The organism is Halorubrum sp. ASP1 (genome assembly GCF_005435135.1).
GTDB classification, from domain to species: Archaea; Halobacteriota; Halobacteria; order Halobacteriales; family Haloferacaceae; genus Halorubrum; species Halorubrum tropicale.
In genome coordinates, this window is record NZ_SGUA01000008.1 from 34,506 (window position 1) to 57,457 (window position 22,952).

Consider the following 22,952-nt stretch of genomic DNA (forward strand, 5'->3'; position numbering starts at 1 on the left):
TGAACAAACTCTCATACAATTATAAGCTCTTCGGTCGGATATCTCCACATCGGTCGCACAGTCATTCCATCTTAAACGGCCGAGACCCCCCGATCACCCGATAAATCCGTTGGTGGCCCACGATCCTGGGTCGTCGACACACGTCGTGGTTCGACACTTCGACGCCGGGGCACTCACGAGGACGAGCGCACTTTCGACATCACCGTTCTGGATCTGCCGCGTCGCAGTCGGCGGAATCCAAACCGCGTCGCCGGCTTCGAGTTCGACGGATTCGTCGTCGATAACGACAGTAGCTTCACCCTCTAAGAGGACGTATATCTCCTCGTGATCCTCCGCGGCGTGGTCATGCGACTTATTCCGCCATCCGGGTTCACAGCGCGCGATTGACACGCCGACCTGCTCGCTATCGAGCGAGTCGGTAAGCGGCCGCATCGCGCCCGAGGTGGTCTCGATGTCGGTATAATTGACCCGTTTGTAGGAACCGGTCACGGCGAACACCCTGTAGCGGCGCATTCGGTCGTATCGTTGCTCGGGCCTGCCGAGATAGTCGTTGTCGACCGCCAGACACCCGCCACAAGTCTCGTCTCTTTCACACGAGACAATGTTTGAGAGATTACTATATTGTTTTCGCTGTCCAGCTATCAGTTGAGACGGCGCTCCGCAACGTTTAATCCCGGCTTGGTTCAATTGTCTGTATGTCATCTACCGAGCGTTTACAGCGGTACGTCGCCGACGAATGTGGCTCCTGTACGGATGAAGACCTCGCCGACCGGTTAGCGGAGCTAGAAGAACTGAACGAGAGCGTCGGCGGGTCGGACCTGGAGACCGATATCGAGCTACTGTCGGCGCTCGGCAACGAGACCCGATACAAGATCGTTCGGATGCTTCACGCGGCTGATGACGAGGAGCTATGCGTGTGTGAGCTCTCGCCGCTCTTGGACGTGAGCGACAGCGCAATCAGCCACGCCCTCTCGCAGCTCACTGATGCTGGCCTCGTCACGCGCCGAAAGGAAGGCAAGTGGCGGATGTATCGCGCCACGCCGCGCGCAAACGCGGTCCTCGTTGCGCTCGACGGGTCGCGGTCGTTGTAAGAAAGATCCCGGCTCAGAGGAGGCCGGCGAAGACGGTGTTGAACAGCACACCCACTGTAATGCCGATCGTCACGACCGTCGTCGCGTAGATCGCGAGCAGCCGGCGTTCGAACAGCTTATTCAGGAGGATCAGGTTTGGGATGCTGATCCCCGCCCCGCCGATGACGAACGCAATCACCGTTCCGATCGGGATCCCCGCCTCAGTGAGCGAGTGCGCGATCGGCAGCATTCCGCTGATGCTCACGTAGATCGGCGCACCGGCGAGTGCGGCGATCGGGGTCGCGAGCGGGTTCCCCGGCCCGGCGATCTGTTGGAGAAACTCTGCCGGTACGGCGCCGTGGATCAGCGCGCCGATCGCGATCCCGACCGCGATGTACGGGAGTGTGTCGCGGAAGAAGGAGAGCGCGCCCTCCCCCGCGGCGGTCACGCGTTCCTTGTGGGTTCTGTTCGTCGCCGTCGTCCCGCACTCGCTACACCCGCCGGCGTCGGCCGCATTTGAGGTGTCCAAGGGAGTCGCTCCGCCGTCGGTCGCGATCTCGCGACCGCCCGCGGTGATCCGGACGTCCTTGATGTACCCGTCGAGTTCGAACGTCCCGATGATGAGTCCCGCGACGATCGCCGCGAGCAGCGCCGTCGTCACGTACGCGACGGTCACGCCGGTCCCGAACAGCCCGAACAGTAGGAACACGGCAATCCAGTTGACGATCGGGGAGGCGAGCAGGAACGAGAACGCCATCCCCGTGGGGGCGCCGGCCCCCAACAGGCCCGCCAAGACCGGGACGGTCGAACACGAGCAGAACGGCGTCACCGCGCCAAGTCCCGCCGCGAGGACGTTCCCGCTGCCGTGGTCGCGTGCGCGAAGCATCTCTTCGACGCGCTCGGGTGGGAGGTACTCCTGTGCGAGCCCGACGAGGAAAGACGCGCCGATGAACAGCGGCGTGAGGACCATCGCGAGGTGGAGGAAGTAGTCCCATGAGTCGAGCAGCGCCGCTTCGGTCCCCGGCGGGGTCATCGGTCCTCACCTAACGCCGCGGCCAGATCGAGCAGCTGGAGGCTCGCTGTGTCCGCAATCCGGTAGTACGTCCACCTTCCCTCCTTGCGCGTGGCGACGATGCCGGCGTCGCGGAGCTTCCTGAGGTGTGACGCGACCGTCGACTGGGGCGCGTCGAGTACGGTCTCCAACTCGCAGGCGCAGAGCTCGCCCTCTCGGAGCGCGTGAACGACCGCGAGTCGCTTCTCGTTGGCCAGCGCCTTGAACGCCGACAGCTCCGCCTCGACGACCGCGTCGTCCGCCCGTCGAGTCTCCGGGAACGGCCCGTCACAGCAGACGCCCTCCTCCATCCGTCGGAGCGTCCCGCTCGCGGATTCGGAGCCCGCTTGAGCCGCCGCGTTCGGTTCCTGCGACATTATCGATCAGTCCTCCGTACGGTCGGCGCGCTCGTCCGGCGCGTCCGCCTCGTTTTCGTCCGAGTCCACCTCTTCGATTTGCATGTCACAGCAGCTCTCGTCGTCGTTCGACTCGCCACCGAGTAGTCGGTCGAGTATCGACATACATATCGATATAATCCGATTTGACTTAACTCATTTGGTCAGGTGTTCAGCTGACTCGAGAGAGCACTCGACTCGGATCTATGTTCAGATGTGTTTGTTCGACGCAGTTCTTCCACCGAACTATCTACATACGAGATAGTGTGGTAAACCGGATTATTCAAGGGTTCTACCGTGCTTGACTAGTATTAATCTATAACAGATTGTATTGATACCGAGTAGATTACCTCGATCTCAACACAGTAGAACCGAAAGGACCTTTAACATATGAGGGAATACTAAATTGTATGTCGCAGCAGATAGCGGCTCAAGACGATCGGACGGACCGTGAAAACAAAATATTGATTAACGAGTCGCTGAGCGAGGAGAGCAAACGTCAGCGCGACAGTATCGACAACGTCGGCGCATTCGGCATGCGAACCGGTGAGTCGGATCTGATCTTCTTCCAAGGTATTCTCCCGGAGATCAACGGGACGATAAGAGGATCGGAGCCGATCGACAAGCAGATAGAGATGTGCTTGGATCGGCTCGAACTCATGTTAGAAAACCGTAACGCGTCGCTCTCGGATATCATGAAGGTCGAGATTCAGCTCGCAGACGCAGGTGCGGCGGCGGCCGTGGACAGCGCGTACGAGTCGCGATTCGATGACGTGGCGTTCCCACCACGCAGCGTCGTCGGTGTCTGCTCGTTGCCTGGCGGTGCGGACGTCCAGCTCGACGTGATTGCCGCCGAAGAGTAACTGTAGCTGTCCGTGTAGTTCGATAATAGAAGCATTTCGCTCGTATTTGCCGTTTTGAAGCCCGACAGAACAATTATTCCGGTCGCAGCGAATACGTCAGTTATGCCCGACTCCTCTTCAGATCCGATAGCCGGGACAGATTTCGACAAATTGATCGACGACGAGACCACGACTGTCGACGTCAAAGCGCTGTCGGCGTTCGGATATGAGACGCGGTATCGACTCGTCCGCCTGTTGGTCGACGCGGATGGCGCGGTCAGATTCGACGAGATCACGCCCTACGTGTCCATAAGCGACAGCGCCGTCAGTCACGCGTTGACGCTTCTGTGTGATGCCGGACTCGTAAAAAAGCAAAAAGATGGACGCTCGCGCAGTTATTCGACCACGGAACGGGCGGAGGCGCTCGTGGAGGCACTTGATCGGACGCGATAAATCAGTAATCGTGCGTTCTCTAGCGGGTCAGACAGAGGTTAACTCTAGCAATGGAATCACCGTTGAGCGGAACCGAGACGGGGTGGATGAATCTGGTTGCGTGAAAGTTTGAGTTACTGTGAGTCCTCTCTCGACGTTATCCATCTCGAAATGAGCCACAGAAAATGCTACCAAACTCCTTTACGGTAGCACATTTGATTTAGTTATTATTCATACGTATTGGTGTCCAAACTGTATATTGTGGAAAATACACTTGTCTAATCGGTCTCTATCGACCGTATATTCTACATTAAATAAAAATCTTCGGTGTAAGGGACCCAATTCACTTTAATAGATGAATAGATATAAACCTATTGGAGTAGCAGAATGCATCCATACATTGCCGAGGTCATCGGAACAGCGATCCTCATCATATTCGGCGGGGGCGTCGTCGCCAACGTCGTGCTCAACGAGACGAAAGGGAACGGCGGCGGCTGGATCGTCATCACGTGGGGATGGGCCATCGGAGTGTTCATGGGCGTGTTCACCGTCAGTCAGGTCAGCGGCGGTCACATCAATCCCGCCGTGACGGTCGGCCTCGCTGCCGCCGGGCTGTTCGATTGGGCGCAGGTTCCGGCGTACGTCGCCGCACAGACGGTCGGCGGATTCCTGGGCGGCGTAGTGGTGTGGCTGGCGTATAAAGACCACTTCGCCGCGACCGAAGACGAGGAGGTGAAGCTGGCGATCTTCTCGACCAGCCCTGAGATCCGAAACTATTCGGCTAATCTGCTGACCGAAATCATCGGCACCTTCGTCTTGGTATTCGGCGTCCTCTACCTGAATTCTGCCGGATTCTTCGACGCTCAGTCGGGTGAGGTGCTTCAGTCGATTACCATCGACGGCCAAGCGGTGGGCTTCGGTCTAGGGGCACTGTCGGCGCTTCCGATCGCGCTTGTCGTGCTCGGTATCGGACTCTCGTTAGGTGGCCCCACCGGATACGCGATCAATCCCGCACGCGACCTCGGACCGCGCATCGCCCACGCAATTCTCCCGTTTTCGCACAAGGGACCGTCGGACTGGGCATACTCCTGGGTGCCCATCGTGGGACCGCTCCTCGGGGCGCTTCTCGCGGCCGGACTGTACCGTCTGCTGTGATGTCGTCGGGGCACCACGAGTCTGGACCCCCCGCTCCGCACCCCGAAGCCGGACTCCGATCACAGTTTCCGACTTGCTCCAAAGAGTTTTAATATATGAACAACTGTTCATCTATTATGGGGCAGCAGACAACCGAGGTCGAACCGGAATCGGAGCAGCGTACCGAGATGGATATCGATCCCACACTAAGTAAGGAGAGCAAGCGCCAGCGCGAAGGGACGGACAACATCGGTGCGTTCGGAAAGCGAACGGGCTCGTCCGACCTACGTTTTTTCGAGGGGATACTCCCTGAGATCGACGGAGAAATATTAAGTGAGCACTCAATCGAAGAGCAGTTCTCGACCGCGCTCGACAACCTCGAAGCCGCACTCGCCGACAACCGAAACGCGACGTTCGGCGACGTGATGAAGCTTGAAATTCAGCTCACGGATCCGAGCGCCGCGGAGGCGATCGACCACGTGTACGAGTCCCGGTTCGACGACGTCGAACTTCCCCCGCGGACCGTCGTCGGCGTCTGCTCGCTCCCGGGCGGCGCAGACGTCCAGCTCGACGTGATCGCGGCCGAAGAGTAACGACCGCTGCCGACACACCCATTATGAACACTCACCTGAACACACACCGGTATCGCTCTACGGCCGACTCACCCAACACGACGGGGGTGATGCCGGCGTGAGCGGCGCCGCTCACGAGCACGGCCCGAACTGCGACTGTGAGGCCTGCGGGGATCCGCGGTCGATGGACTTCCTCGATAAGTACCTCACCGTCTGGATCTTCGGCGCGATGGGGATCGGGATCAGCCTCGGCTACGTTGCGCCGTCGGTGACCGGTCCGATTCAGGACCTCCACCTCGTGGAGATCGGCCTCGTGTTAATGATGTACCCACCACTCGCGAAGGTCAACTACGGGCAACTCCCCGCTGTCTTCAAGAACGTGAAGGTACTCGGGCTGAGCCTCGTCCAGAACTGGCTCATCGGTCCCACGCTAATGTTCGGGTTGGCGGTCATCTTCTTCAGCGGTCTCGTTCCTGGACTGCCTGCCCGACCTGAGTTCTTCCTCGGGCTGGTGTTCATTGGGATGGCCCGCTGTATCGCGATGGTGCTGGTCTGGAACGAGCTCGCCGAGGGTTCGAACGAGTACGCCGCGGGGCTCGTCGCGTTCAATAGCGTTTTCCAGATCGTTACGTACGGCGTGTACATCTGGTTCTTCGCTCTATTTCTCCCCCCGATTCTGGGCATGGAATCGCTCGTTGCCGGCATTTCCGCATTCAATATTACACCGATACAGGTTTTCGAGGCGATCGCGATCTTCCTCGGGATACCCTTCGCGGCCGGCATCTTCTCCCGATTCGTCGGTACGCGGGCGAAAGGTGTTGAATGGTACGAGGAGACGTTTGAACCCACGATCAGTCCGCTCACGCTGATCGCGCTGCTCTTTACAGTGATCGTGATGTTCGCGATGCAGGGTGAGCGAATCGTCGCGCAGCCAAGTGACGTCCTACTCATCGCGGTGCCGCTGACGATCTATTTCGTTGTGATGTTCTTCGTCAGCTTCGGCATGGGCCGTGGAATCGGTGCCGACTACTCAACGACGACGGCTATCGGCTTCACCGCCGCCTCAAACAACTTCGAGCTCGCGATCGCCGTCGCCGTCGCGGTGTTCGGTGTCGGCTCCGGTGTCGCGTTTGCCACCGTTATCGGCCCGCTTATCGAGGTACCGGTGCTGCTCGCCTTGGTGAAGGTCGCGTTGTATCTCCAAGACCGGTACGACTGGCGGGAATACACGACCGGGCAGCTAGACGAGACGACTACGACCGAAGATGGATCCTCAAGCTCCACGGCTGATGATTGATACTTAACCACCCATTCGCCACACGCTTACAACCTATTTGACGACGAAGAGGATATGTTCATAGTCATGTCGGTGTGGTAACTTTGCTATCGACCTCACCATTTTCTAAATGAGTGGTTCCGGCAGTCCTCCTTCCAAAGATGAACCCCGTATGCAGTCTCTGTGTGAAGCGTACCAGCTCGGGATCACCATCCGAGACAATCTCAAAGAAACCGATCTTGTCACCGTGTTCGAGGATTTCGATCACACGATAGACGCGATCGAAGACGGTTATCCAGCGTGGCATCCTGCGCCACTCTCGTTTCGCGCGATGGTGCTCTCGTTCGTGTTCATGGAGATAACGGGTGACTCATACGCTAACTTCACTCGACGACTCACCCGACAACCGGAAGTAGCGACTATCCTCGGCTTCAGTCGAGTGCCCGACGAATCAGCGTTCTCGCGAGCGTGGAGAAACCGATTTGACGACGCAGCCCACGAATACGCCCGCGTTGCCGCCCACTTCGTTGTCAAAGAAGTCCACGATCGCGACATCTCAGCGCCGGAGGTGCGGCCAAAGGCAGAGATCGTCGACGACACGCAAGAAGATACAGACCCAGTAGAAGTCGAATCCTTCTCACAGGAGGAGATTGTCCAGACGACGCGCCTAGCGCGTGATCACGCCTACGGACACTTCGACTCTGGTCGGGCGTCGAATGCCTCCTACGAGGACACGCAATTTTTCGAGTTACAGACATTCATGGGGATGGTCCGCTGTGGTACCGCGCAGGGAGCGACTCGCTTCTAGTACCGGCGCGGTGAAGAGTACAGCCCACATGGCGACACCCACCTTCGCACCATCAAGCAGTTCGATCCTGAAGAGCTCGTGAACGGCTTCAATGAGACAACGGATCGCTTGCTTTCCGTGATCGCTTCTGAATCCTCATTCCGCCGTCCAGTCACTGCGGCGATCGACATCACGACCATCCCCTATTACGGGGATGTCGAAGAGATGCCGATGGTTAGCGGGACGAAGGACAGAGACGGTCGAGCGTTCAAATTTGCGACGCTTTCGATAATCGGACAGAACATTCCGCTGATCTTGGCTGTCGAGCCGGTCCGAGAGAGCTCTGAGTGGGATGAGAACCCGTCGAATCAGATCCATCGTACTGTGCGACGGCTCGTTCGACGAGCGAAAGAACACGTTCCAATCGAGACGGTGCTGTGTGATCGAGAGTTTGACTCGATACAAGTGTTTCAGACGCTCTCAAACCTTGATGTGAACTACCTCATACCCAAGCGGGTCTCCAGCTCCGAACAGGATGTACTCGAACAAATGGAGGAAGACGACCAAGAGGTGGCCGTTGAGTCGGCTTCTATCCATGTGGAATCTGGATCGCATCCAATGCGGCTCCTGTACGTGCCGTCGACGAGTGGAGAGGGAACGGCCGTCTTCGCGACGAATCTCCGAGTGGGACCCGACGAGGCCGAGGCGTTCTGTAGACGGTATAGTCGTCGGTGGCAAATCGAGAGCGAGTACAAATCGATCAAGGGCGACTTTCTCGCGAAGACCTCCTCGAAAGACTACCGTGTTCGTCTGTTCTACTTCGTGTTCGCGGTCCTCTTGTACAATATCTGGCGGCTCACCGATTTCCTGCTGAAAGCAGGTGTCGACGGAGAGATGGACTACGCACCCGTGTTGACAGCGGGTGAGTGTGTTGAACTCGTTGCCTCGGCGTTGATCCCGCACGACTAATCAGCTGAGCTCCCGCTGGGTCCGCCGCTCAAGAGTGACAACCGTATTCAGCAGCGCCAAAATCCACGCAATTTCGTACGCTCGTCCGGTAGTTCGACAATAAGGATTCAAAATCGATTTCCGATCGCTGAGAATCACCACGATTTGATGGCGATTCGATCCAAAACTAGCCTATCCTCCGAAACTGTAGAACTCCACTGAAGCTAATTGTATATAGCGGCATACAATTTAAAACCTGCCTCGACCGGAGCAAACCCGCTCTCACGGCTGAAATCAGCCGATAATCTCACAGGACCACGAATATCCGGCAGAATAAATTACTTTGTCTTAGTTGAGTAAGACAGAGTAAACTCTTAGTGACCCCCACCCGTGGCCCCAAATGAGGCAGATCCAGAACTATGCCCGACGCTTCCCCAAACAGTCGCTCCAGCAGGAACACCGCGTTCACAGCGGTGTTCCGACGGCACAACCCCCACCCTTGGGAGGCGCAATGACGGGCCGCCGCTCCGTCGAGACCGCGATCGACGACACGTTCACGAAGTACCTCACCGACAAGGGCAAAGGCGACGCCGGCGAGCAAGGCGCGTACCGGACGGACGCCGAACGCGAGCTCCATCGATTCCGAAGCTGGTGTCTGGGCGAAACCGCCGACTCGGCGAACGCATCGCCGCCGGAGTCGTGGGCAGGCATCGTCGACGGCGACACCGTCCGGTTCGAAGACCTCGACACGACGGTGTTCTCGGATTACGCACGGTACCTCTCGACCGCTGGGTACGCCGCCGGAACCGTCCTCACGTACTACGCGCACGTCGCGTCGTGGTGTGGGTGGGCGCACGCGCAGGGGTACATCCCGCGGCACTACGCCCGAGAGTCGGACGCCGAAGACCCGCTCCCCGAGAACGATGGCCGACGTCCAGGCGACCAACAGGCGTGGGAACCGCTCCACCGCGACCTGATCACGCAGTTCGTCGACAAGCGTGTCTCCGAGGCGTTCGACGCGCTCGGCGCGATCGAGGTCTCGCACGCCGACCGGGGTGACCCGGAGAGCGAGACGTGGCAGGCCAAACAGAAAGCGCGGTTCGAGGCGTACCAGCGGTGTCGCGAACAGTCGCTCGTGTACGTCGTCGCCTACACCGGCCTGCGCGGATCAGAGTTCCTCTCCGCGCCAAAGGAGGACCGCGAGGGCCGCAACGGGATCCGGTGGCGTGACGTGTCGTTCGCGGACAGCAGCGTGACGGTGTTCCGGAAGAGTCGCGAGTGGAAGGAGGCCTCGCTTCCCGAGCCCGTCATCGGGCCGTTGAAGCGGTACGCCGAGGTGCTTGATGTCCCGGAGTCGTGGCCGGTGTTCACGACGCTCCACCGGCCGTCGCTTGCCTCACATGTCTCTAAGGGCCTGGATGACGCCGGTCTCGACGATGACGCAATCGAGCGCATTCGAGACGGGGTTCCTGACCTGATCGTCGCCGCCGAGAACGAGCTTGACGCGCCGAAGCCGCTCACGACCGACGGCGCCCGGTCGATCATGGAACGGCTCTGGACTCACGATACGCTTGCCGAACGTCGCGACGAGCTGGACCTCACACTCGACGGTGACTATCTCGAACTTCACGGCGGACGCCGGGGCGTCGGGGAGGTACTCGTCCGGCAGTTCGGCTATGCCGCAGCGGCGCGGTACCTCGACAACAGTGAGGAGCAGGTTCGGGAGGCGTACCAGCACATCGAGGCGGCCGAACGCGCCGACATGGCGACCGAAGCGTTCTCACAGACAGACAACCGCGTGAACGAGCGGTAAGACCCGACTCTCATGTTACTATACGATAGTAACGTCTGAATCAGTAGATCCGCCTGAGAGTCCAGTCCAATATCTTCGGGGGATTAGCTGAGTAGCGTATCAGCACTGCTGTTCGATCCACTGACACCACTTCTCGAAGTCCTCTGCCCCGGACTGCTCTGCGATGTTGCGCAATGTGCCAATTCGGATCCGGTCGTGTTGCGGTACGGAGACCACGCGGACATCATCGTCGTTTGTCGGGTGCTCGTACCGCAGCTTGACGTGGCTACCAGTTCGGTCAACAATGACGAAGTGGTTTTTCGTGAGTGCTTTGACGACATCGCGCCCGGAGAAATCGCGTGACGCCATCCGATTTACTTCATAAAATCGGGGAGGCCATCGTGCTCATCACGAGCCTGCGCTACCTCATCCGGATCAATACCGAGATCCTCGAGTACTTTCTCTTCCTCCTCGCGGGTATCGATGGACTCGCCGATCTCCCCCTTGTGAAGTGCGACTGCCTCGTCGAGGTTGTCGAGGGCGTCCTGCCTCGTCTCACCTTGGCTCGCAACACCTGTCTCCTCGTCACGGGCAACCCACCAGCCGTCGTCGGCCTGCGTGAGCGTGATGGTTCGCCCACCCTGAGGATCGTCGTTCGTACTCGTTTCAGTGCTCATTATCAGCGTATTACCTGAGTAGTGTGATAAGCATTCGGCCGCTGAATCTCCAAAACGCAGGCCATCGATAGTGGCCGCCATGGAGTCGAGTTGAGTTGTTTTCGAGAACAAGACCGTCAGTCAGTGGATCACCTGTAGCTGCTTCTCAGTGGACCGAAACCGCGTCAAAACAGTAGCACTACTCGTCGACGTCGACGACAGTCGCTTCCTCGGGGGGGAGCGATCTCGATCTCGGCGGCACCGCGCTCAATCTCCTCGGGCGTTCTCCCCTCGGCCTCGGCGAGCAGCGCGGTGAGTTCCTCGTCCGAAATGATGTCGGCGTCGGCAGGAGCTTCGCGGCTCATGTCTTACTCTGCGCGTTGTGAAGGGTTAAACCGAGGTGGTGGTTCACCACTATCTGACCACGACGGCGGCCGGCCTGGTAACCCGAGCACGCTGATCGACGCATAATCGAAACCCCAGACACTACAACAATCGTGACCCGAACACTCCACGTCCAGATCAAGTCCGCGGATCGCAGCGGCCTCGAAGAGCGGCTCGAAGCAATCGATGCCGGCGACCTCGGCGACGTCGAGTTCCCCGGGATGGAGGACCGGCTTGTCGAGTTCTGGGCGAGTGCGGACGAGTACTGAGACGCTGTCGGCGGCGACCCGCCCCGGCCGCACTGATCGAACAACACCCGACATACAACATCCCGACCATGACCACACTCCACATCACCGTCGGCGACCGAGAACAGCTCCGTGAGGACGCGCTCCAGTTTGTCCAAGACGTCGAGGCCGACGATCTCGACGAACAGGAGGGAAAGGCAACGCTCCAGTTCGGCACCTACGACGACTTCGTCGACAGTCTCACGCCGCTGCGGCTTGAGCTCATCCGGGCGATCGCAGAGGGGGCGCCCGAGAGCATGCGCGAGGCAGCGCGTCTCGTCGAGCGTGACGTGTCCGACGTCCACTCGGACCTGAAGCAGCTGGAAGTACTAGGCATCCTCACGCTCGAAGCGGGCGGACCCAGCGGTGCGATTCAACCCGTTGTTCCGTTCGACCGCATTGAGGTCCACATCGACTACCCGCTCATCGATAGCGGCGACGCCGATGGGACTCCCGCGAGCGCGTAGTCACCACGCATCTCTCTCGGAGTGTCCTCGTGCGATGGCTACTCACGACCTACAGTCACGTTGCTGTCCCGGAACAGTACCTTCGCCCCGCTCGCCCGAAGTATAAATCACAGAGTCTCAAATCTTGAGGGGAGGGAGCACCGCTGGCCCGGTTTCAACAACCGGAGCAGCTCCAAAGCAGTGTCACACGCTCCCTCTCCCCCTCGAAGTAGCCCGTGAACTCGTGAGAATGACTCCTGATGACCCAGAGACAGTCCGTGGCGACTGCTCGTTTTGCGGCGAGACAGTCACGGGTCGGCACGCAATCATCCACTATGAGACCGCTGGCGGTGACCCTGGCGTGTGGGCCGAATGTCCAAGCTGTGGCGAGATCGTTGACCCCACCGATGCTAGGTAAACAGTTCATCCGGCAGATCGCCAGGCTCGAGCTGCCATCGACAACGCACCACGAGTGCCGTCACTGTGGGTACAGCGTGGAGAAGGATGTCGATGAATTTCCACAGTGTGGCTCTCACGAGATTGCGGCCTACGATCTCGAGTAATTGCTGAGGTCCTCACGGTTGGAAGAGAAGGTTCAATTCCTTATGTATCACCCAAACGCTAACGTGGCTCCAGTTGTTACATAAGGTATGGAGCAGCCGTCACCACCTACTTCGCTCCCGAAGTATCTCGCGGAGGGGCTCCCCAAACAGGATACGGAGACACTTCAGGAGGTACAGAACTACGTCGAGGCGCTCATCGAGTATCGCGACCAGTCGGTTGACACCGACGACCTTCCCGAGGCTGCCGAGGCCGTCGACGAGTCCGATAGCGCAGGAAGCGGGACCGTCGTCAAAGAGAAAGTCACCTGTGGCGACGATGGCTGTAAGTGCGCCAGCGGAGACCCCGCGGATATGCACGGCCCGTATCTCTATCGCTACTATCGTGAAAACGGGACGATGAAATCGGAGTATATCGGGAAGCCAAGAAGTGAGTAGCGGTGAGTCGGCCGACGTAACGAGGAGAACACGCCACGGTCGACATCGACTAACGAGCATCCCGGGGAGAGGTACGCTTTTCACTGTACGGCTACCTAGATAAGGATATATAATGAACTGGGACAGTGAGCGAGAGATGGCGAAGGACGTCGAGGAGAACGAAGAACTGTACGAGGCGCTCGCAGACGACGACACCGACGACGACGAAGAGTAATCAGAGATACTCTTCAGGAAGGACCTCGCCGAAGAACTGAAGCCAGACGCGATACAGCTCGTCCGTTTCATACAATCTGTCGAGATGGATCGGAGGTATCTCTCTTCGAACGTCGTGTGACTCAGCTCGCACCCGTTTGACCCGCTCCGTCGACCATTCTCCCGGTTCGAACCCGTTGTCACGCAGCAGCTTTCGCAATGTAACGATCGCAGTACGGTGGTTCGCATCCGGGAAGAAGTGTTTCCCTACGAGCGCGTGTATCCAGAGCGCGCACTGTTCGGGAAGCGGCCGATCAGTTGGGAACTCCTCGAGAACCCGTTCGAGATCGCCATTTCTCACTCGCCAGATCTCCTTACGCTGTTCAAGGAACGACTCGTCGTGTGGATTGTCGTAGTGATGGCCATCTGCTCTCAGAAATTGCGTATTTCGGAATTTGAAGTTCTCCGGCTCGATCGACGAAAGATCCGTGATACGAGAGGCTGGATCCGTCGAGTCTGACATTCGTTACAAACCCCAAGTCATTCGATCTACATTACTTGTGGGGGGGACATGCGTATCCGGTTCCTCGTCAGGCCCGGTCGATACTGATGAATGCCCAAAGTGTGGATCTCACGAGATTGCGACCTACAATATTGAGTAATTGCTGAAGCTCACAGTTGGCGAAGAGGGTACGAAACCTTATGTTACATCTGAGTACTAAAACCCCTCTAATTATTACATAAGGTATGGAGCAGCCGTCACCACCTACCTCGCTTCCGAAGTATCTCGCGGAGGGGCTCCCCAAACAGGATACGGAGACACTTCAGGAGGTACAGAACTATATTGAGGCGCTCATTGAGTATCGCGACCAGTCGGTCGACACCGACGAGCTTCCCGAGGCTGCCGAGCCCGTCAACGAGTCCGAGAGCGCAGGAAGCGGGACCGTCGTCAAAAAAAAGTCACCTGTGGCGACGACAGCTGTAAATGCGCAAGTGGGAGTCCCTCGGATGTGTACGGCCCGTATCTCTATCGCTACTATCGTGAGAACGGGACGATGAAATCGGAGTACGTCGGTAAGCCAGAAAGTGAGTAGTGGCGTGAGAAGTTTGCGATAACCACCCGTTCGTGCCAACCTGCGGGTCCTAGACTTCCCCGCGAGGGGTGTCATCAACAACATCAGCGAACGCAACGTTCTCACGCACCTGTTGCATCTCAACGGTGATTCGGTCTCCAATATTCGTCTCGGGAACGATCACGACGTAACCGTGCTCAACTTTCGCGATCCCGTCACCTTGGTCACCGAGGTTCTCGATTTCAACGTCTCGTTGTTCACCTTCCTCGACAGGCGGGCCGTCGTATTCGTGTTGCTGAGCAGCGTGGTCAGCTGACTGAGTGAGCTCAGTCGTGTCGGTGGCTTCGGTATCCGACGTCGATGTCGATATGAGCGCAACACGGTATGTTTCACCCTCAGAGAGTGTCCCGGTGGCTATCTCACGGTCTGGCACAGGTATCTGATAGGTGCCATCGTCTTGCTCAACAGTCGCAGTATACAGTGTCTGGAGCGTCTCAGAAATGTTCATAAATCGTGTATTATGTTGACTCGTGCCGGCGGACTTGTTTCTAGCGTTTCTAGCGTTTTCAACTGATTAGCGCCGGTCTGACCAAAGTACCCGAGAGACCACTTCAGGACTCATCGCCAGCATCAAACACGGCCGCAAAGTCTTCGAGAAGCTCCTGTGGCGATCGCTCATCACTACGAGACGGGAGTGGGGCTTCCCAGCATTCGATCTCGAGCGTGCGGGCATTCGACACCGACTCCGGTTCGGTTGTCACATTGAAAATCCCGGTATGATAGATCGCCAGCAGTCGCTGCTCATGAACGGTGACGTAATCGATTCCGGCCCGGTCTAGGACTGTCGAAACATTAGTAGGCTCAGATAACGAGACCGAGATGCTTGGAGACGCCGAGTCGCTCATACGATAGCTTCGTCCATCACACCGATAAAACCAGCCTCAAAGAAGGTCCGGACACAGCATCAAGTCAATTCCCGTGGCCGGTCTGTCGTCTCTCAACGGGTACAGATGTGGGTACCGGCTACCCACCAGTTGAACGGGTATGGAAGGATGTCCCGGAATCAAAGCTCGTGAGTTCGGTAATACGCTCTTCCAGTTCTTCGATTTCAGCTTGGAGCTCGGTTGTGTCTTCGTCGGCTCCAGCCAACTGGTCTTTGAGCCCTTGGAGACGGGTTTCTTTCATCTCTTCGTCGACGTCTGCCTTCCGTACATACTCGCTCTCCTCGAGATCGTATACGTCGGATTCAGAGAGTGACGTCACTTCCAGTGCATCGTCGAGTTTGCTCGTGTCGACGGTCAGCACGCGTTTGGGGTCGATCCCTTCCGCCTCCAGTAGCTCAAGGACTTCTTCGTCATCTTTGAGTGTTCGATTCCGACGGACAGCTCGTTGGACGGACCCGTATTGCCCACTGACCGGCTGGTCGTGATGGAGACGGTCAAGCAAGACGCCACGGACGTCTTGTCGAAGATCGTTGGCATTGCGCTGGACATCCGACAGCAATGTATAGAGGTTCACCAGCGTCGGCACGTCTAGTTCGGTGAGTGACGTCACATCGTGCTGCTCGAGTGCGTCGATCAACAGGAGGGCATCTGCATAGACCGGGATATCGGGCTCTTCTCGTGGACCATCGTCGTGTTCAACCGTGTGCGCCTCGACAAGCGGCGACGGTGTTGGCGTCTCGCTTTCAGAGAGGGTCCCCTCCCGATCGTCGATTGTGAATCGCGGATGGAGACTCATCACGGTGGCATACGGTTCAGCTCCGGGTGGGAGGCGATCGAGATCGAACGACCCAGTCGCATCGCCGACACGTTCAAACAGCGTCTCAAACTGCTCTCGCTGGAGCGGGACGGTCTCACTGTTGGCCTGATACTCGATCAGCACTCGGTGTTGCTGAACATCGGTAATGTGGAAGGGCTTCTGAGAGAGCGGGGTGAGAAGTGTAGCGTCTGCTGGAAGTTCTCCCACGTTGTCGAGGAGATCGTCCCACGTCACTCGAAACGACATACGGGCGATTCAGTACTGCGAGTCAAAAGCATACGGGCGTACGTGATTGAGCTCACCGTGATTAACCAACAGATAGCAGCAGAAGCGCCAGTTTGTTGGTTAATGGCTCGAACTTGTCCTCAGAGAATCTTTCCAAGGTCCCCAGTATTGTCTGGGTGTGGGGTGACAGAGGTCGTTTCGCGAGTTCCGTCTGTCCTGATTACTACCCCACCCCCCACTTTTCACGAGAGTTCTCGAATATATCCAGCACACAACTAAAATCGAGACCTACAGTTCACCAAGCACACGATTGTCTGCTACCACCCACCCCACTTTTCACGAGAGTTGCTCCAGCTCTCGTTGCTCTGTATGAACATACCAACGTGGTCGTACTGTCTACAATCCCCCTCCCCCCATTTTTCACGAGAGTTGCTGCTAGAGACGAGGTAGTGAAACGATGTCTGTAACTCTCTTAGCACTCTTCTACAGCACAATTAACCGCTACAATAGCCGTGCGGGTATGGTTCCGAGCGATGTGGTATAAAGGTTTGCGTGTTAGTAAAGTGATCTCGGCCCTCCCCCACCGTCTTTACTGCGGAACTCTCGTGAAAAGTGGGGGGAGGGGGTTCGTCAGCTCTGTCTAGTTTTGTTCGCGAATACTACCGTATCTGTTTGGTGTATCTATGTCTCATGAAAGCATGGTGTACACAGATGAAACTGATGAGACTCGTGAAGGTGTGGTTTTAAGTAACGCCGTGGTTACAAGTCGAGTAATAATGGGGCTGGAACGGTTCAAACCCGATTCTACAATTTTTGCTGATGAAGCAGTGCTTCGAGACGGGTATCGGCCTGATCAGTTAATCGAGCGAGATAACGAACTCAAGCAGTACCAGTCGGCTCTGAAACCCGTGATCAACGGAGCACCACCGAAAAACCTGTTTCTATATGGGCAGACAGGCGTGGGAAAGACGCTCTCATCTCGAATGATTATTGAGCGGCTAGACGAGGATCAACAGAATCTAGATGACGTTGATGTACACTTTGCCGAATTGAATTGTAAATCGCTGAACTCGAGCTACCAGGTAGCTGCGAATCTGATAAACGAGTTTCGAGAGCCGGAGGAGCAGATCAAGCCGACAGGATATCCATCTGGGATGATATACACGATGCTATTCGAGGAACTCGAAAAACTCGACGCTACGCATTGCCTAGTAGTTTTAGACGAGATCGATGCTATCGGAAATGATGACGACATCCTATACAAACTTCCTCGCGCTAACGATAATGGGAATGTCAGAGATACGTCTGTCGGGGTTATCGGGATCTCGAACGATTTCACTTTCCGAGATAACCTTTCTGCACGGGTGAAAGACTCCCTGTGCGACGAGGAGATTCATTTCCCACCGTATGATGCGAATGAACTCGGGAACATCTTGAAGCAACGAGCATCCGAAGCATTCCACGATACGACTGCATCGCAACTTGATAATGGAGCGTTCGAGTTATCATCAGATATTCTTGAAGATGATGTGATCCCGTTATGTGCAGCGTTCGCGGCGCAAGATTCTGGGAGCGCCCGGCAAGCGCTGAAGCTGTTGTACAAGGCCGGTGATATGGCGCGTGACGAGGAAAGTGACTGTATCACTGAAGAGCATGTTCGTCGTGCGGATGAAGCAGTTGAGCGGGATAAAGTGAGAGAGGAACTAGGACGACTCCCCACACAGTCAAAATTAACACTGTACGGACTATTGTTGCTCGAGCAGGAGAGTGCGCTCCCAGCTAAGCGAAATCGGATCTACGAACGGTATGTGTTGGCTGCAAAGCGTATCGACGCGGATGTCCGTACCGACCGCACTATTCATAACCGCTTGTCCCAGTTGACGCTGAAAGGATTTCTTGACGTTCGCGAGCAAAACAAAGGCCCGAAAGGTGGGAGTTACTATGAGTACGAGTTCTCAATTCGTGCAGACATCGTGCGTGATGTACTCCAAGGAGATAGTCGCCTACAAGAGTTGTTTGACGGGATTGATGGAGACATGACTCTCGACAAGTTTTGATACAGATCTCTTTTGACTGGTTCAACGCTAACTCGACTAACTCTATTGAACGGATGGTGTGTGAGATCGGCTGGATCTCAGCGTCGATCGATATCGGCGTATAGCTTGAAACACTCGAAACGCCGGAGTGTGTGAGGGCGGAGACGATCGACCCCCTGTCCTGCCAGTCGTTGATCTACTCTCACTTCTATCACGGCACAGGTTGGCGATTAACTACGTCTCAGCAGTCGGAAGATCCGTAGCGTACGGGTCACTCCCAGCATACCCACTACGATCCGCACTCTTCTTACCGACCATGACGATTGGAAGCATCGACTTCGTAGTGTGAGACCAGATTGCCGCCCAAGAGAGACGTGTCCCTGACGAGTGTGCTTTGTTGAATCCGATGACGGCGTGGGGATCACTGTTTGAGAGCCTGTTCGAGGTTGTAGACTGCGGCGGTCACCACGAGTTCGCGGAACTCGCGGTACCACGCGCGAGGGTGGACAGCGGGGCCGAACCGACGCTTGATGGCCGAAAAGGCGGTTTCGGCCATCCAGCGCTGGCCGTATAACTCGCTGTCCAACCGTGCGTTGTGTGCGTGATCGTAGGCAGCGAACAGCCGGTGGCGCAGCAAGGGCCGGACGCCCTCTGACCGGAGGGCGTCCCGGAGAGATTGGTCGTCATAGCCTTTGTCGCCGGCGAGACTCTCGATTTTCTCGGTGTTACGAAGGGCGACTCGACGGCCAGTCTGGGTGTCGTGGGGCCAGTGTGCCGAGCAGTGGAGATCGAGGATGGCACACGAATCTGTATCGACGAGTGCCGTCGTTTTGAGCGTGCGTATGTGGCGATCCGAGCGGTGTTGGTAGTGTCTCGATGCCGTTTCGCGGTCGAAAAATGTGGCATCGATGGCTCCGTGCGAGCCCGGATCGCAGATGGTCGCTGACTCACGAAGGAAGCCGCGCCACACAGACATGGGCACCCTCTCAAACGACCGGTACAGCGTTGAGGGTGCGGGAAATGCCGTCCGAGCGAGCTGTAACAGCCCACGAACGCGATCCATCTCACTCGCCCAATCCACGATCTCGCGGTACGTCGCGTCCATGTGAACCCGCAAAAAGTGGAGCGTGACATGCTTCCAACCGGGAAATCCGTGGCCAGTCGGATCACTCACTGCCGTTGGACTGGCGGCACAGCGCTTTTGAGCCAGCGACGCGGCTTGCTTAACGAAGCGGAAGAGTAGTTTGGACACATTCGGCTCTTCCGCTTCGCTTCCACCTTCAGAGCGACGCTATCCCGCCGCCTTCTGCGGATTCAACAGAGCACTGTAGACCATACGCTGCAAAACGACCCAGTCCGGTCATCTCCCAGTCCGGAGCTGCTTGGAGTGCGTCCGTATCCTAGTCGGTCTGTACGCGAACGAGTGCTCGCTTCGGATCGCACCACGCGATCGTGGCGCTGGGGGCGATTTCCCGGACTCGTGCTCGATGTTCGTGCTCTAGAGTAGCCCGGGCGAACGCCAACAGCGGCGAGACTTCGTTGTGAAGGGCGTACTTCGAATCGGCTCTGGAGAGTAGTGCTCGGTGCTTGAGCGGCGATAACGCGCTATGGACACCTTGTCGGGTAATTCCGAGTCGGTCTGCGATATCAGCGATGTGTCGTGGTCTATCGAGATACCAACACACGCGGAGTGTGGCTGGGGAGAGCAGTTCCGTCCAGTCCACGTGGCTGAACTCCGACTGCAGCGTTCGATACGCTTCGGTAACTGGATGTTCCGCGATACGGACACGACGCTGATTGCTGGACCCACGGGTTTCTGTGAGCAATCCCGCTGCGAGCAATTCGTCGAGTACGTCGTACAGATGGTCTCGTGAATATCCGGTTTCGGCCGCGAGTTCCACCGGTGTTGCTTCACGGCCGGTACTCAGCGCGTCAAGCACGGCGAGTCCGGCCTTCGAAATCATCTGGGTCTTTCTAAACCCTAACTATATAAATACGATTTGGGATTTTACTTGACGACTGCTTCGTCCCGGACCAGTTCTGCGAGCGCGTCTTCGAGCGACCCGTGGAACTGCCAGCTCGCCTGCTCGAAGGCCTCGTCGGTCGGGCCGTCCCAGCGCGGGAACGCGGAATGCCCGCTCACTTTGACCGTCCACTCTGTCGGCTCGTCGAACGGGCTCCGTGTCGGGAGTTCGACGACGTAGAGGTACTCCTCGTCGCCGTGGATACCGTTATCCGGGTTTTCGACGCCGTGACCCAGCAGGAACAACGGCTGGTCCAGATGCTCCATATTGGCCGGCTCGAGGAGATCCGCTGGCTGAGCCGCGTCGATCGTTCGCTCTGGGTCGCCATCCAGATAGAGGTCGACCGTCGAGAGCTTGTCGAGGAACACGAATGTCGCCGCCGTGTAGCCCGGGCCACGCTCTGCGCGGGTCGCATCGAGCAGCTCTTTCAGCTGTGTGAGATCCCGGAGGACGCTCCCCGGGTAACCGTCCGAATGCCGGTACACCTGCGCGACGCGGTCGGCGCAGCCATCTGTCTCATCGGTCTGTCCGACTCGTTGGATGAATCGGAGTTGGCTCCGTGTCGACATCGGTACTCGCCGGCGTGTGTGCGCCGGCACCTATCGCCGGCGCTGAAACAACACCACACAGTCGTAGCGGGATTGCAATCCGCTACGCGAGATGTGACACCTCGTCTGGTTCCTCCACGTCGTCGAATTCACCACGCTCGACCGGCTCCCAATCCTCCCCAGGTGCTGGACTCCACCAGTCGATCTCATAGGCACCCGGTGCACCGAGGATTTTTGCCCGTGCCGAGCCGTCAGGCAGGTCGCGACGCAGTTTCTCGTCGACGTGGAGGTTCCAGGTCGTGGTAGAATCAAAGCAGGCGAGCACGGCCTCCTCGTAGCCACGGTCTTCTCGGGATTCTTGGAGTTCGACCTGGGTGTTGTAGTTCTTGTAGAACACCCCCTCGAAGGGGATGTGGGTGAACACTTCCTGCCCGCAGACGGGGCACCAGAGGAACTCGAACAGTGCCTCGCTGTGTCGGTCAAGTACTTCGAGACTCATTGGTTGACTCACCCGGTCGTACCGGGCCACCACCTCGTGCCCGGCCGAAAAACAGCGCCCACCGCTCACTCACTCACCGTTCGGCACCATAGACGATGCGTGAGGGGGCTTCGTACCCACAGTCGGGGCAGTCGTACCATCGCTGGATTTTCGCCCCGTCTGCTGCCCTCTCGCCGACGCGAACGTCGTTGTTCGGACACTCCGGGCAGCTGAGGTCCGGGACCGGCCGCTCCCGGAGTTCGTCACGGAACGACGTCGCGTCCTTCGTCTCGTACCCACGTGACCACACCGGGTAGCCGTCCACGAGGATTGCCCCGCGCCACTTGTACCGGTAGGAGTCCGGGGCTCGATGCAGGACGGCTCGCGCCCCGGTCTCGGTGTTCCGATACGCAAGCGTCGGCGAGCGGCTCTCGCGTCGCCAGTTGGTGATGCGAGGCATTATTCAGAAGTGGACGTCAGCGGGTACGATCCAGAGCTCTTCACTCTCCTCGAGGAGTCGATCCAGCTGTCCACGGTGACGAATGCCGGTTCCGTGTTCGGTGTACAGGAAGATCGTCGGGCCGTCGTACGCACCGACCTGGTGGAAGGCGTGCCGGGCGAGGTCCTCGTCGCGCATGATCTCCTCGTCGGAGAGCTCCTCGATGGCCTCTTTCACCCGGTCGAGATTACGCTCGAATTCCTCCTTCGTCGCCTCCCAGCCACGCTCGAGCAGGTCTTCGCCGTCATCGGAGTCGACGGGGGCTGCCGTCGGCAACTCCCCCCATCGTGCCTTCCCCGCAACGGACGTGTCCTCCTCGTCGAAGGTCACATAGTAATCGAAGACGGCGCCGGCGTGTGGGTCCGCGCCGACCAGTCGGTCGAACACCGACTTTCCGGTGGCCAGCGCGTCGTCGTGCGTCGATGCCTCTACGAGTGCGTATATCACCATATGCATCTCGAACACCTCGAAACGCCGACGCACCGGGAGTCGTTGCTCGCTCCAGCTGCGCCGGCACCCATCGCCGGCGCTCGAAAAACCTGCTCGTGACCGCGGATTCTCAGGCCTCGTCCGCTCGTTCGACAGTGATAGTCAGGTCGCCCGATTCGTAGTCTGCCTCGAAGTCGACCGCGAACGCATCCGCCTCGTAGGCGGCGTGGTAGGCGCGGTGGCGTTCGAGCGAGCCAGTTGCCTTGAAGTGGAAGAATGCGGCCGCCGTGTAGGGCTTGCTCTGTGTTTCGACCTGCGACTCGACGGATGCGGGGAGCGCGATCTGGGGCGTCTCCGTGTCGATACTCGCAGCGAACTCTTTCGCTTCCTCGACGGTTGCTTGCGAATGTGCCGGTGTCTCGCCGGTGAGCACGTTCACCGGGTTTTCCGTCTCGTCGGTGAACAGGACGTCTTCGAAGGTGTGTGTTCCGAGGACTGCGTCGGGACCTAACTCGCAATCGTGGAATGGATCGTTGTCTGGTTTTTCGGGCATCCAATCACGAGCCTACGGTGGGGCTCAGTCTCTACTGCCCCAGACAAACTGCAAATTGTCTCGA

Annotated in this window: 28 protein-coding genes and 4 pseudogenes; 14 read left to right on the forward strand and 18 right to left on the reverse strand. The window is 57.9% G+C overall.

The window, feature by feature from the left end:
• Positions 1–93 precede the first annotated feature (93 nt).
• Entirely contained in the window at positions 94–513 is a 420-nt protein-coding gene (locus tag EXE48_RS12525) for a cupin domain-containing protein (RefSeq protein WP_112077631.1), read from the reverse strand.
• A 182-nt stretch (positions 514–695) separates the two neighbouring features.
• Here EXE48_RS12525 and EXE48_RS12530 point away from each other — a divergent pair, with 182 nt between their 5' ends.
• Positions 696–1,091, forward strand: a complete 396-nt coding sequence (locus EXE48_RS12530; protein ID WP_004595752.1) for an ArsR/SmtB family transcription factor — start codon at positions 696–698, stop codon at positions 1,089–1,091.
• A 13-nt stretch (positions 1,092–1,104) separates the two neighbouring features.
• Here the strand turns inward: EXE48_RS12530 and EXE48_RS12535 are convergent, their stop codons facing one another.
• The 3 genes from EXE48_RS12535 to EXE48_RS18460 are packed head-to-tail and all read right to left on the reverse strand — an operon-like array spanning position 1,105 to position 2,642.
• Positions 1,105–2,103 (reverse strand): permease, encoded by a 999-nt coding sequence (locus EXE48_RS12535; protein WP_137711670.1) that lies wholly within the window; start codon positions 2,101–2,103, stop codon positions 1,105–1,107.
• Positions 2,100–2,498 carry an ArsR/SmtB family transcription factor gene (locus EXE48_RS12540; RefSeq protein ID WP_137711671.1) on the reverse strand — a complete coding sequence of 133 codons (399 nt, stop codon included), beginning with the start codon at positions 2,496–2,498 and terminating at the stop codon, positions 2,100–2,102. The genes EXE48_RS12535 and EXE48_RS12540 overlap by 4 nt, the downstream gene beginning before the upstream one ends.
• Before the next feature lie 6 nt (positions 2,499–2,504).
• Positions 2,505–2,642 (reverse strand): hypothetical protein, encoded by a 138-nt coding sequence (locus tag EXE48_RS18460; RefSeq protein WP_158295129.1) that lies wholly within the window; start codon positions 2,640–2,642, stop codon positions 2,505–2,507.
• Positions 2,643–2,926: 284 nt separating this feature from the next.
• On the opposite strand from EXE48_RS18460, the gene EXE48_RS12545 reads away from it, so the two are divergent.
• The 7 genes and pseudogenes from EXE48_RS12545 to EXE48_RS12575 all read left to right on the forward strand — a co-directional run bounded on the left by EXE48_RS12545 (position 2,927) and on the right by EXE48_RS12575 (position 10,320).
• Positions 2,927–3,379 carry a RidA family protein gene (locus EXE48_RS12545; protein ID WP_137711672.1) on the forward strand — a complete coding sequence of 151 codons (453 nt, stop codon included), beginning with the start codon at positions 2,927–2,929 and terminating at the stop codon, positions 3,377–3,379.
• A 102-nt stretch (positions 3,380–3,481) separates the two neighbouring features.
• Complete coding sequence (locus EXE48_RS12550) at positions 3,482–3,811, forward strand: ArsR/SmtB family transcription factor (protein ID WP_137711673.1); 330 nt, start codon at positions 3,482–3,484, stop codon at positions 3,809–3,811.
• 366 nt (positions 3,812–4,177) lie between these two features.
• Positions 4,178–4,945 carry an MIP/aquaporin family protein gene (locus EXE48_RS12555; RefSeq protein WP_137711674.1) on the forward strand — a complete coding sequence of 256 codons (768 nt, stop codon included), beginning with the start codon at positions 4,178–4,180 and terminating at the stop codon, positions 4,943–4,945.
• Between the two features lie 116 nt (positions 4,946–5,061).
• Positions 5,062–5,517, forward strand: coding sequence for a RidA family protein (locus EXE48_RS12560; protein ID WP_128906803.1), 456 nt, complete (start codon positions 5,062–5,064; stop codon positions 5,515–5,517).
• A gap of 97 nt (positions 5,518–5,614) precedes the next feature.
• Entirely contained in the window at positions 5,615–6,793 is a 1,179-nt protein-coding gene (gene arsB / locus EXE48_RS12565; protein WP_137711675.1) for an ACR3 family arsenite efflux transporter, read from the forward strand.
• Between the two features lie 151 nt (positions 6,794–6,944).
• Positions 6,945–8,528: pseudogene (locus EXE48_RS12570) on the forward strand (transposase).
• A gap of 490 nt (positions 8,529–9,018) precedes the next feature.
• Entirely contained in the window at positions 9,019–10,320 is a 1,302-nt protein-coding gene (locus EXE48_RS12575) for a site-specific integrase (protein WP_137711676.1), read from the forward strand.
• A 99-nt stretch (positions 10,321–10,419) separates the two neighbouring features.
• On the opposite strand, the gene EXE48_RS12580 is transcribed toward EXE48_RS12575, so the two are convergent.
• The 3 genes from EXE48_RS12580 to EXE48_RS12590 form a co-directional block, all read right to left on the reverse strand.
• On the reverse strand, positions 10,420–10,668 hold the full coding sequence (locus tag EXE48_RS12580; protein ID WP_137711677.1) for a type II toxin-antitoxin system HicA family toxin: 249 nt from the start codon (positions 10,666–10,668) through the stop codon (positions 10,420–10,422).
• 5 nt (positions 10,669–10,673) lie between these two features.
• Positions 10,674–10,976 (reverse strand): type II toxin-antitoxin system HicB family antitoxin, encoded by a 303-nt coding sequence (locus EXE48_RS12585; protein WP_137711678.1) that lies wholly within the window; start codon positions 10,974–10,976, stop codon positions 10,674–10,676.
• A 164-nt stretch (positions 10,977–11,140) separates the two neighbouring features.
• Positions 11,141–11,320, reverse strand: coding sequence for a hypothetical protein (locus tag EXE48_RS12590; protein WP_241991992.1), 180 nt, complete (start codon positions 11,318–11,320; stop codon positions 11,141–11,143).
• A gap of 207 nt (positions 11,321–11,527) precedes the next feature.
• Here EXE48_RS12590 and EXE48_RS19420 point away from each other — a divergent pair.
• From EXE48_RS19420 to EXE48_RS12600, 4 genes and pseudogenes are all read left to right on the forward strand, one after another.
• A pseudogene (locus EXE48_RS19420) lies at positions 11,528–11,608 on the forward strand (toxin-antitoxin system TumE family protein); the annotation flags it as partial.
• Between the two features lie 68 nt (positions 11,609–11,676).
• On the forward strand, positions 11,677–12,093 hold the full coding sequence (locus tag EXE48_RS12595) for an HVO_A0114 family putative DNA-binding protein (protein WP_137711679.1): 417 nt from the start codon (positions 11,677–11,679) through the stop codon (positions 12,091–12,093).
• A gap of 229 nt (positions 12,094–12,322) precedes the next feature.
• Complete coding sequence (locus tag EXE48_RS19425; protein ID WP_443984491.1) at positions 12,323–12,490, forward strand: DUF7837 family putative zinc-binding protein; 168 nt, start codon at positions 12,323–12,325, stop codon at positions 12,488–12,490.
• A gap of 232 nt (positions 12,491–12,722) precedes the next feature.
• Complete coding sequence (locus EXE48_RS12600) at positions 12,723–13,070, forward strand: DUF6788 family protein (protein WP_137711680.1); 348 nt, start codon at positions 12,723–12,725, stop codon at positions 13,068–13,070.
• A gap of 214 nt (positions 13,071–13,284) precedes the next feature.
• Here EXE48_RS12600 and EXE48_RS12605 read toward each other — a convergent pair whose 3' ends face one another.
• A complete protein-coding gene (locus tag EXE48_RS12605) occupies positions 13,285–13,785 on the reverse strand; it encodes a hypothetical protein (RefSeq protein ID WP_137711681.1) in 501 nt (166 codons plus the stop codon).
• A gap of 224 nt (positions 13,786–14,009) precedes the next feature.
• Here EXE48_RS12605 and EXE48_RS12610 point away from each other — a divergent pair.
• Positions 14,010–14,356: pseudogene (locus EXE48_RS12610) on the forward strand (DUF6788 family protein).
• 49 nt (positions 14,357–14,405) lie between these two features.
• Here the strand turns inward: EXE48_RS12610 and EXE48_RS12615 are convergent.
• From EXE48_RS12615 to EXE48_RS12625, 3 genes are all read right to left on the reverse strand, one after another.
• Positions 14,406–14,843 (reverse strand): TRAM domain-containing protein, encoded by a 438-nt coding sequence (locus EXE48_RS12615; RefSeq protein WP_137711682.1) that lies wholly within the window; start codon positions 14,841–14,843, stop codon positions 14,406–14,408.
• A 103-nt stretch (positions 14,844–14,946) separates the two neighbouring features.
• A complete protein-coding gene (locus EXE48_RS12620) occupies positions 14,947–15,240 on the reverse strand; it encodes a hypothetical protein (protein ID WP_137711683.1) in 294 nt (97 codons plus the stop codon).
• 118 nt (positions 15,241–15,358) lie between these two features.
• Positions 15,359–16,342 (reverse strand): DUF7983 family protein, encoded by a 984-nt coding sequence (locus EXE48_RS12625; protein WP_137711684.1) that lies wholly within the window; start codon positions 16,340–16,342, stop codon positions 15,359–15,361.
• Positions 16,343–17,097: 755 nt separating this feature from the next.
• Between EXE48_RS12625 and EXE48_RS12630 the strand changes: the two genes are divergently transcribed.
• Positions 17,098–18,378 carry a Cdc6/Cdc18 family protein gene (locus tag EXE48_RS12630; protein ID WP_007344140.1) on the forward strand — a complete coding sequence of 427 codons (1,281 nt, stop codon included), beginning with the start codon at positions 17,098–17,100 and terminating at the stop codon, positions 18,376–18,378.
• Between the two features lie 400 nt (positions 18,379–18,778).
• Here the strand turns inward: EXE48_RS12630 and EXE48_RS12635 are convergent, their stop codons facing one another.
• From EXE48_RS12635 to EXE48_RS12665, 7 genes and pseudogenes are all read right to left on the reverse strand, one after another.
• Positions 18,779–19,609 carry an IS5 family transposase gene (locus EXE48_RS12635; protein ID WP_121598533.1) on the reverse strand — a complete coding sequence of 277 codons (831 nt, stop codon included), beginning with the start codon at positions 19,607–19,609 and terminating at the stop codon, positions 18,779–18,781.
• A gap of 73 nt (positions 19,610–19,682) precedes the next feature.
• Positions 19,683–20,321 (reverse strand): annotated as a pseudogene (locus EXE48_RS19320) (winged helix DNA-binding protein); the annotation flags it as partial.
• A 44-nt stretch (positions 20,322–20,365) separates the two neighbouring features.
• Positions 20,366–20,950: a hypothetical protein gene (locus tag EXE48_RS12645; RefSeq protein WP_137711685.1), complete on the reverse strand. Its 585-nt coding sequence runs from the start codon at positions 20,948–20,950 to the stop codon at positions 20,366–20,368.
• Positions 20,951–21,032: 82 nt separating this feature from the next.
• A complete protein-coding gene (locus tag EXE48_RS12650) occupies positions 21,033–21,428 on the reverse strand; it encodes a DUF7567 family protein (RefSeq protein WP_137711686.1) in 396 nt (131 codons plus the stop codon).
• Between the two features lie 73 nt (positions 21,429–21,501).
• The gene (locus tag EXE48_RS12655; protein WP_137711687.1) at positions 21,502–21,867 is read right to left on the reverse strand and encodes a DUF7568 family protein; all 366 of its coding nucleotides are present in this window, start codon (positions 21,865–21,867) and stop codon (positions 21,502–21,504) included.
• A 3-nt stretch (positions 21,868–21,870) separates the two neighbouring features.
• Positions 21,871–22,362, reverse strand: coding sequence for a DUF7995 family protein (locus tag EXE48_RS12660; protein ID WP_137711769.1), 492 nt, complete (start codon positions 22,360–22,362; stop codon positions 21,871–21,873).
• Between the two features lie 103 nt (positions 22,363–22,465).
• The gene (locus EXE48_RS12665; RefSeq protein WP_137711688.1) at positions 22,466–22,888 is read right to left on the reverse strand and encodes a DUF8025 family protein; all 423 of its coding nucleotides are present in this window, start codon (positions 22,886–22,888) and stop codon (positions 22,466–22,468) included.
• Positions 22,889–22,952: the final 64 nt, after the last annotated feature.

What these genes read in the sequence shown, in the direction of transcription:
- EXE48_RS12660 (WP_137711769.1), bottom strand. Translation starts at nt 22,362, where the DNA reads ATGCATATGGTGATATACGCACTCGTAGAGGCATCGACGCACGACGAC.
- EXE48_RS12655 (WP_137711687.1), bottom strand. Translation starts at nt 21,867, where the DNA reads ATGCCTCGCATCACCAACTGGCGACGCGAGAGCCGCTCGCCGACGCTT.
- EXE48_RS12645 (WP_137711685.1), bottom strand. Translation starts at nt 20,950, where the DNA reads ATGTCGACACGGAGCCAACTCCGATTCATCCAACGAGTCGGACAGACC.
- EXE48_RS12585 (WP_137711678.1), bottom strand. Translation starts at nt 10,976, where the DNA reads ATGAGCACTGAAACGAGTACGAACGACGATCCTCAGGGTGGGCGAACC.
- EXE48_RS18460 (WP_158295129.1), bottom strand. Translation starts at nt 2,642, where the DNA reads ATGTCGATACTCGACCGACTACTCGGTGGCGAGTCGAACGACGACGAG.
- EXE48_RS12580 (WP_137711677.1), bottom strand. Translation starts at nt 10,668, where the DNA reads ATGGCGTCACGCGATTTCTCCGGGCGCGATGTCGTCAAAGCACTCACG.
- EXE48_RS12630 (WP_007344140.1), top strand. Translation starts at nt 17,098, where the DNA reads ATGGGGCTGGAACGGTTCAAACCCGATTCTACAATTTTTGCTGATGAA.
- EXE48_RS12550 (WP_137711673.1), top strand. Translation starts at nt 3,482, where the DNA reads ATGCCCGACTCCTCTTCAGATCCGATAGCCGGGACAGATTTCGACAAA.
- EXE48_RS12595 (WP_137711679.1), top strand. Translation starts at nt 11,677, where the DNA reads ATGACCACACTCCACATCACCGTCGGCGACCGAGAACAGCTCCGTGAG.
- EXE48_RS12615 (WP_137711682.1), bottom strand. Translation starts at nt 14,843, where the DNA reads ATGAACATTTCTGAGACGCTCCAGACACTGTATACTGCGACTGTTGAG.
- EXE48_RS12590 (WP_241991992.1), bottom strand. Translation starts at nt 11,320, where the DNA reads ATGAGCCGCGAAGCTCCTGCCGACGCCGACATCATTTCGGACGAGGAA.
- EXE48_RS12525 (WP_112077631.1), bottom strand. Translation starts at nt 513, where the DNA reads ATGCGCCGCTACAGGGTGTTCGCCGTGACCGGTTCCTACAAACGGGTC.
- EXE48_RS12620 (WP_137711683.1), bottom strand. Translation starts at nt 15,240, where the DNA reads ATGAGCGACTCGGCGTCTCCAAGCATCTCGGTCTCGTTATCTGAGCCT.
- EXE48_RS12530 (WP_004595752.1), top strand. Translation starts at nt 696, where the DNA reads ATGTCATCTACCGAGCGTTTACAGCGGTACGTCGCCGACGAATGTGGC.
- EXE48_RS12600 (WP_137711680.1), top strand. Translation starts at nt 12,723, where the DNA reads ATGGAGCAGCCGTCACCACCTACTTCGCTCCCGAAGTATCTCGCGGAG.
- EXE48_RS12540 (WP_137711671.1), bottom strand. Translation starts at nt 2,498, where the DNA reads ATGTCGCAGGAACCGAACGCGGCGGCTCAAGCGGGCTCCGAATCCGCG.
- EXE48_RS12665 (WP_137711688.1), bottom strand. Translation starts at nt 22,888, where the DNA reads ATGCCCGAAAAACCAGACAACGATCCATTCCACGATTGCGAGTTAGGT.
- EXE48_RS19425 (WP_443984491.1), top strand. Translation starts at nt 12,323, where the DNA reads ATGACTCCTGATGACCCAGAGACAGTCCGTGGCGACTGCTCGTTTTGC.
- EXE48_RS12575 (WP_137711676.1), top strand. Translation starts at nt 9,019, where the DNA reads ATGACGGGCCGCCGCTCCGTCGAGACCGCGATCGACGACACGTTCACG.
- EXE48_RS12650 (WP_137711686.1), bottom strand. Translation starts at nt 21,428, where the DNA reads ATGAGTCTCGAAGTACTTGACCGACACAGCGAGGCACTGTTCGAGTTC.
- EXE48_RS12560 (WP_128906803.1), top strand. Translation starts at nt 5,062, where the DNA reads ATGGGGCAGCAGACAACCGAGGTCGAACCGGAATCGGAGCAGCGTACC.
- EXE48_RS12555 (WP_137711674.1), top strand. Translation starts at nt 4,178, where the DNA reads ATGCATCCATACATTGCCGAGGTCATCGGAACAGCGATCCTCATCATA.
- EXE48_RS12625 (WP_137711684.1), bottom strand. Translation starts at nt 16,342, where the DNA reads ATGTCGTTTCGAGTGACGTGGGACGATCTCCTCGACAACGTGGGAGAA.
- EXE48_RS12605 (WP_137711681.1), bottom strand. Translation starts at nt 13,785, where the DNA reads ATGTCAGACTCGACGGATCCAGCCTCTCGTATCACGGATCTTTCGTCG.
- EXE48_RS12545 (WP_137711672.1), top strand. Translation starts at nt 2,927, where the DNA reads ATGTCGCAGCAGATAGCGGCTCAAGACGATCGGACGGACCGTGAAAAC.
- EXE48_RS12535 (WP_137711670.1), bottom strand. Translation starts at nt 2,103, where the DNA reads ATGACCCCGCCGGGGACCGAAGCGGCGCTGCTCGACTCATGGGACTAC.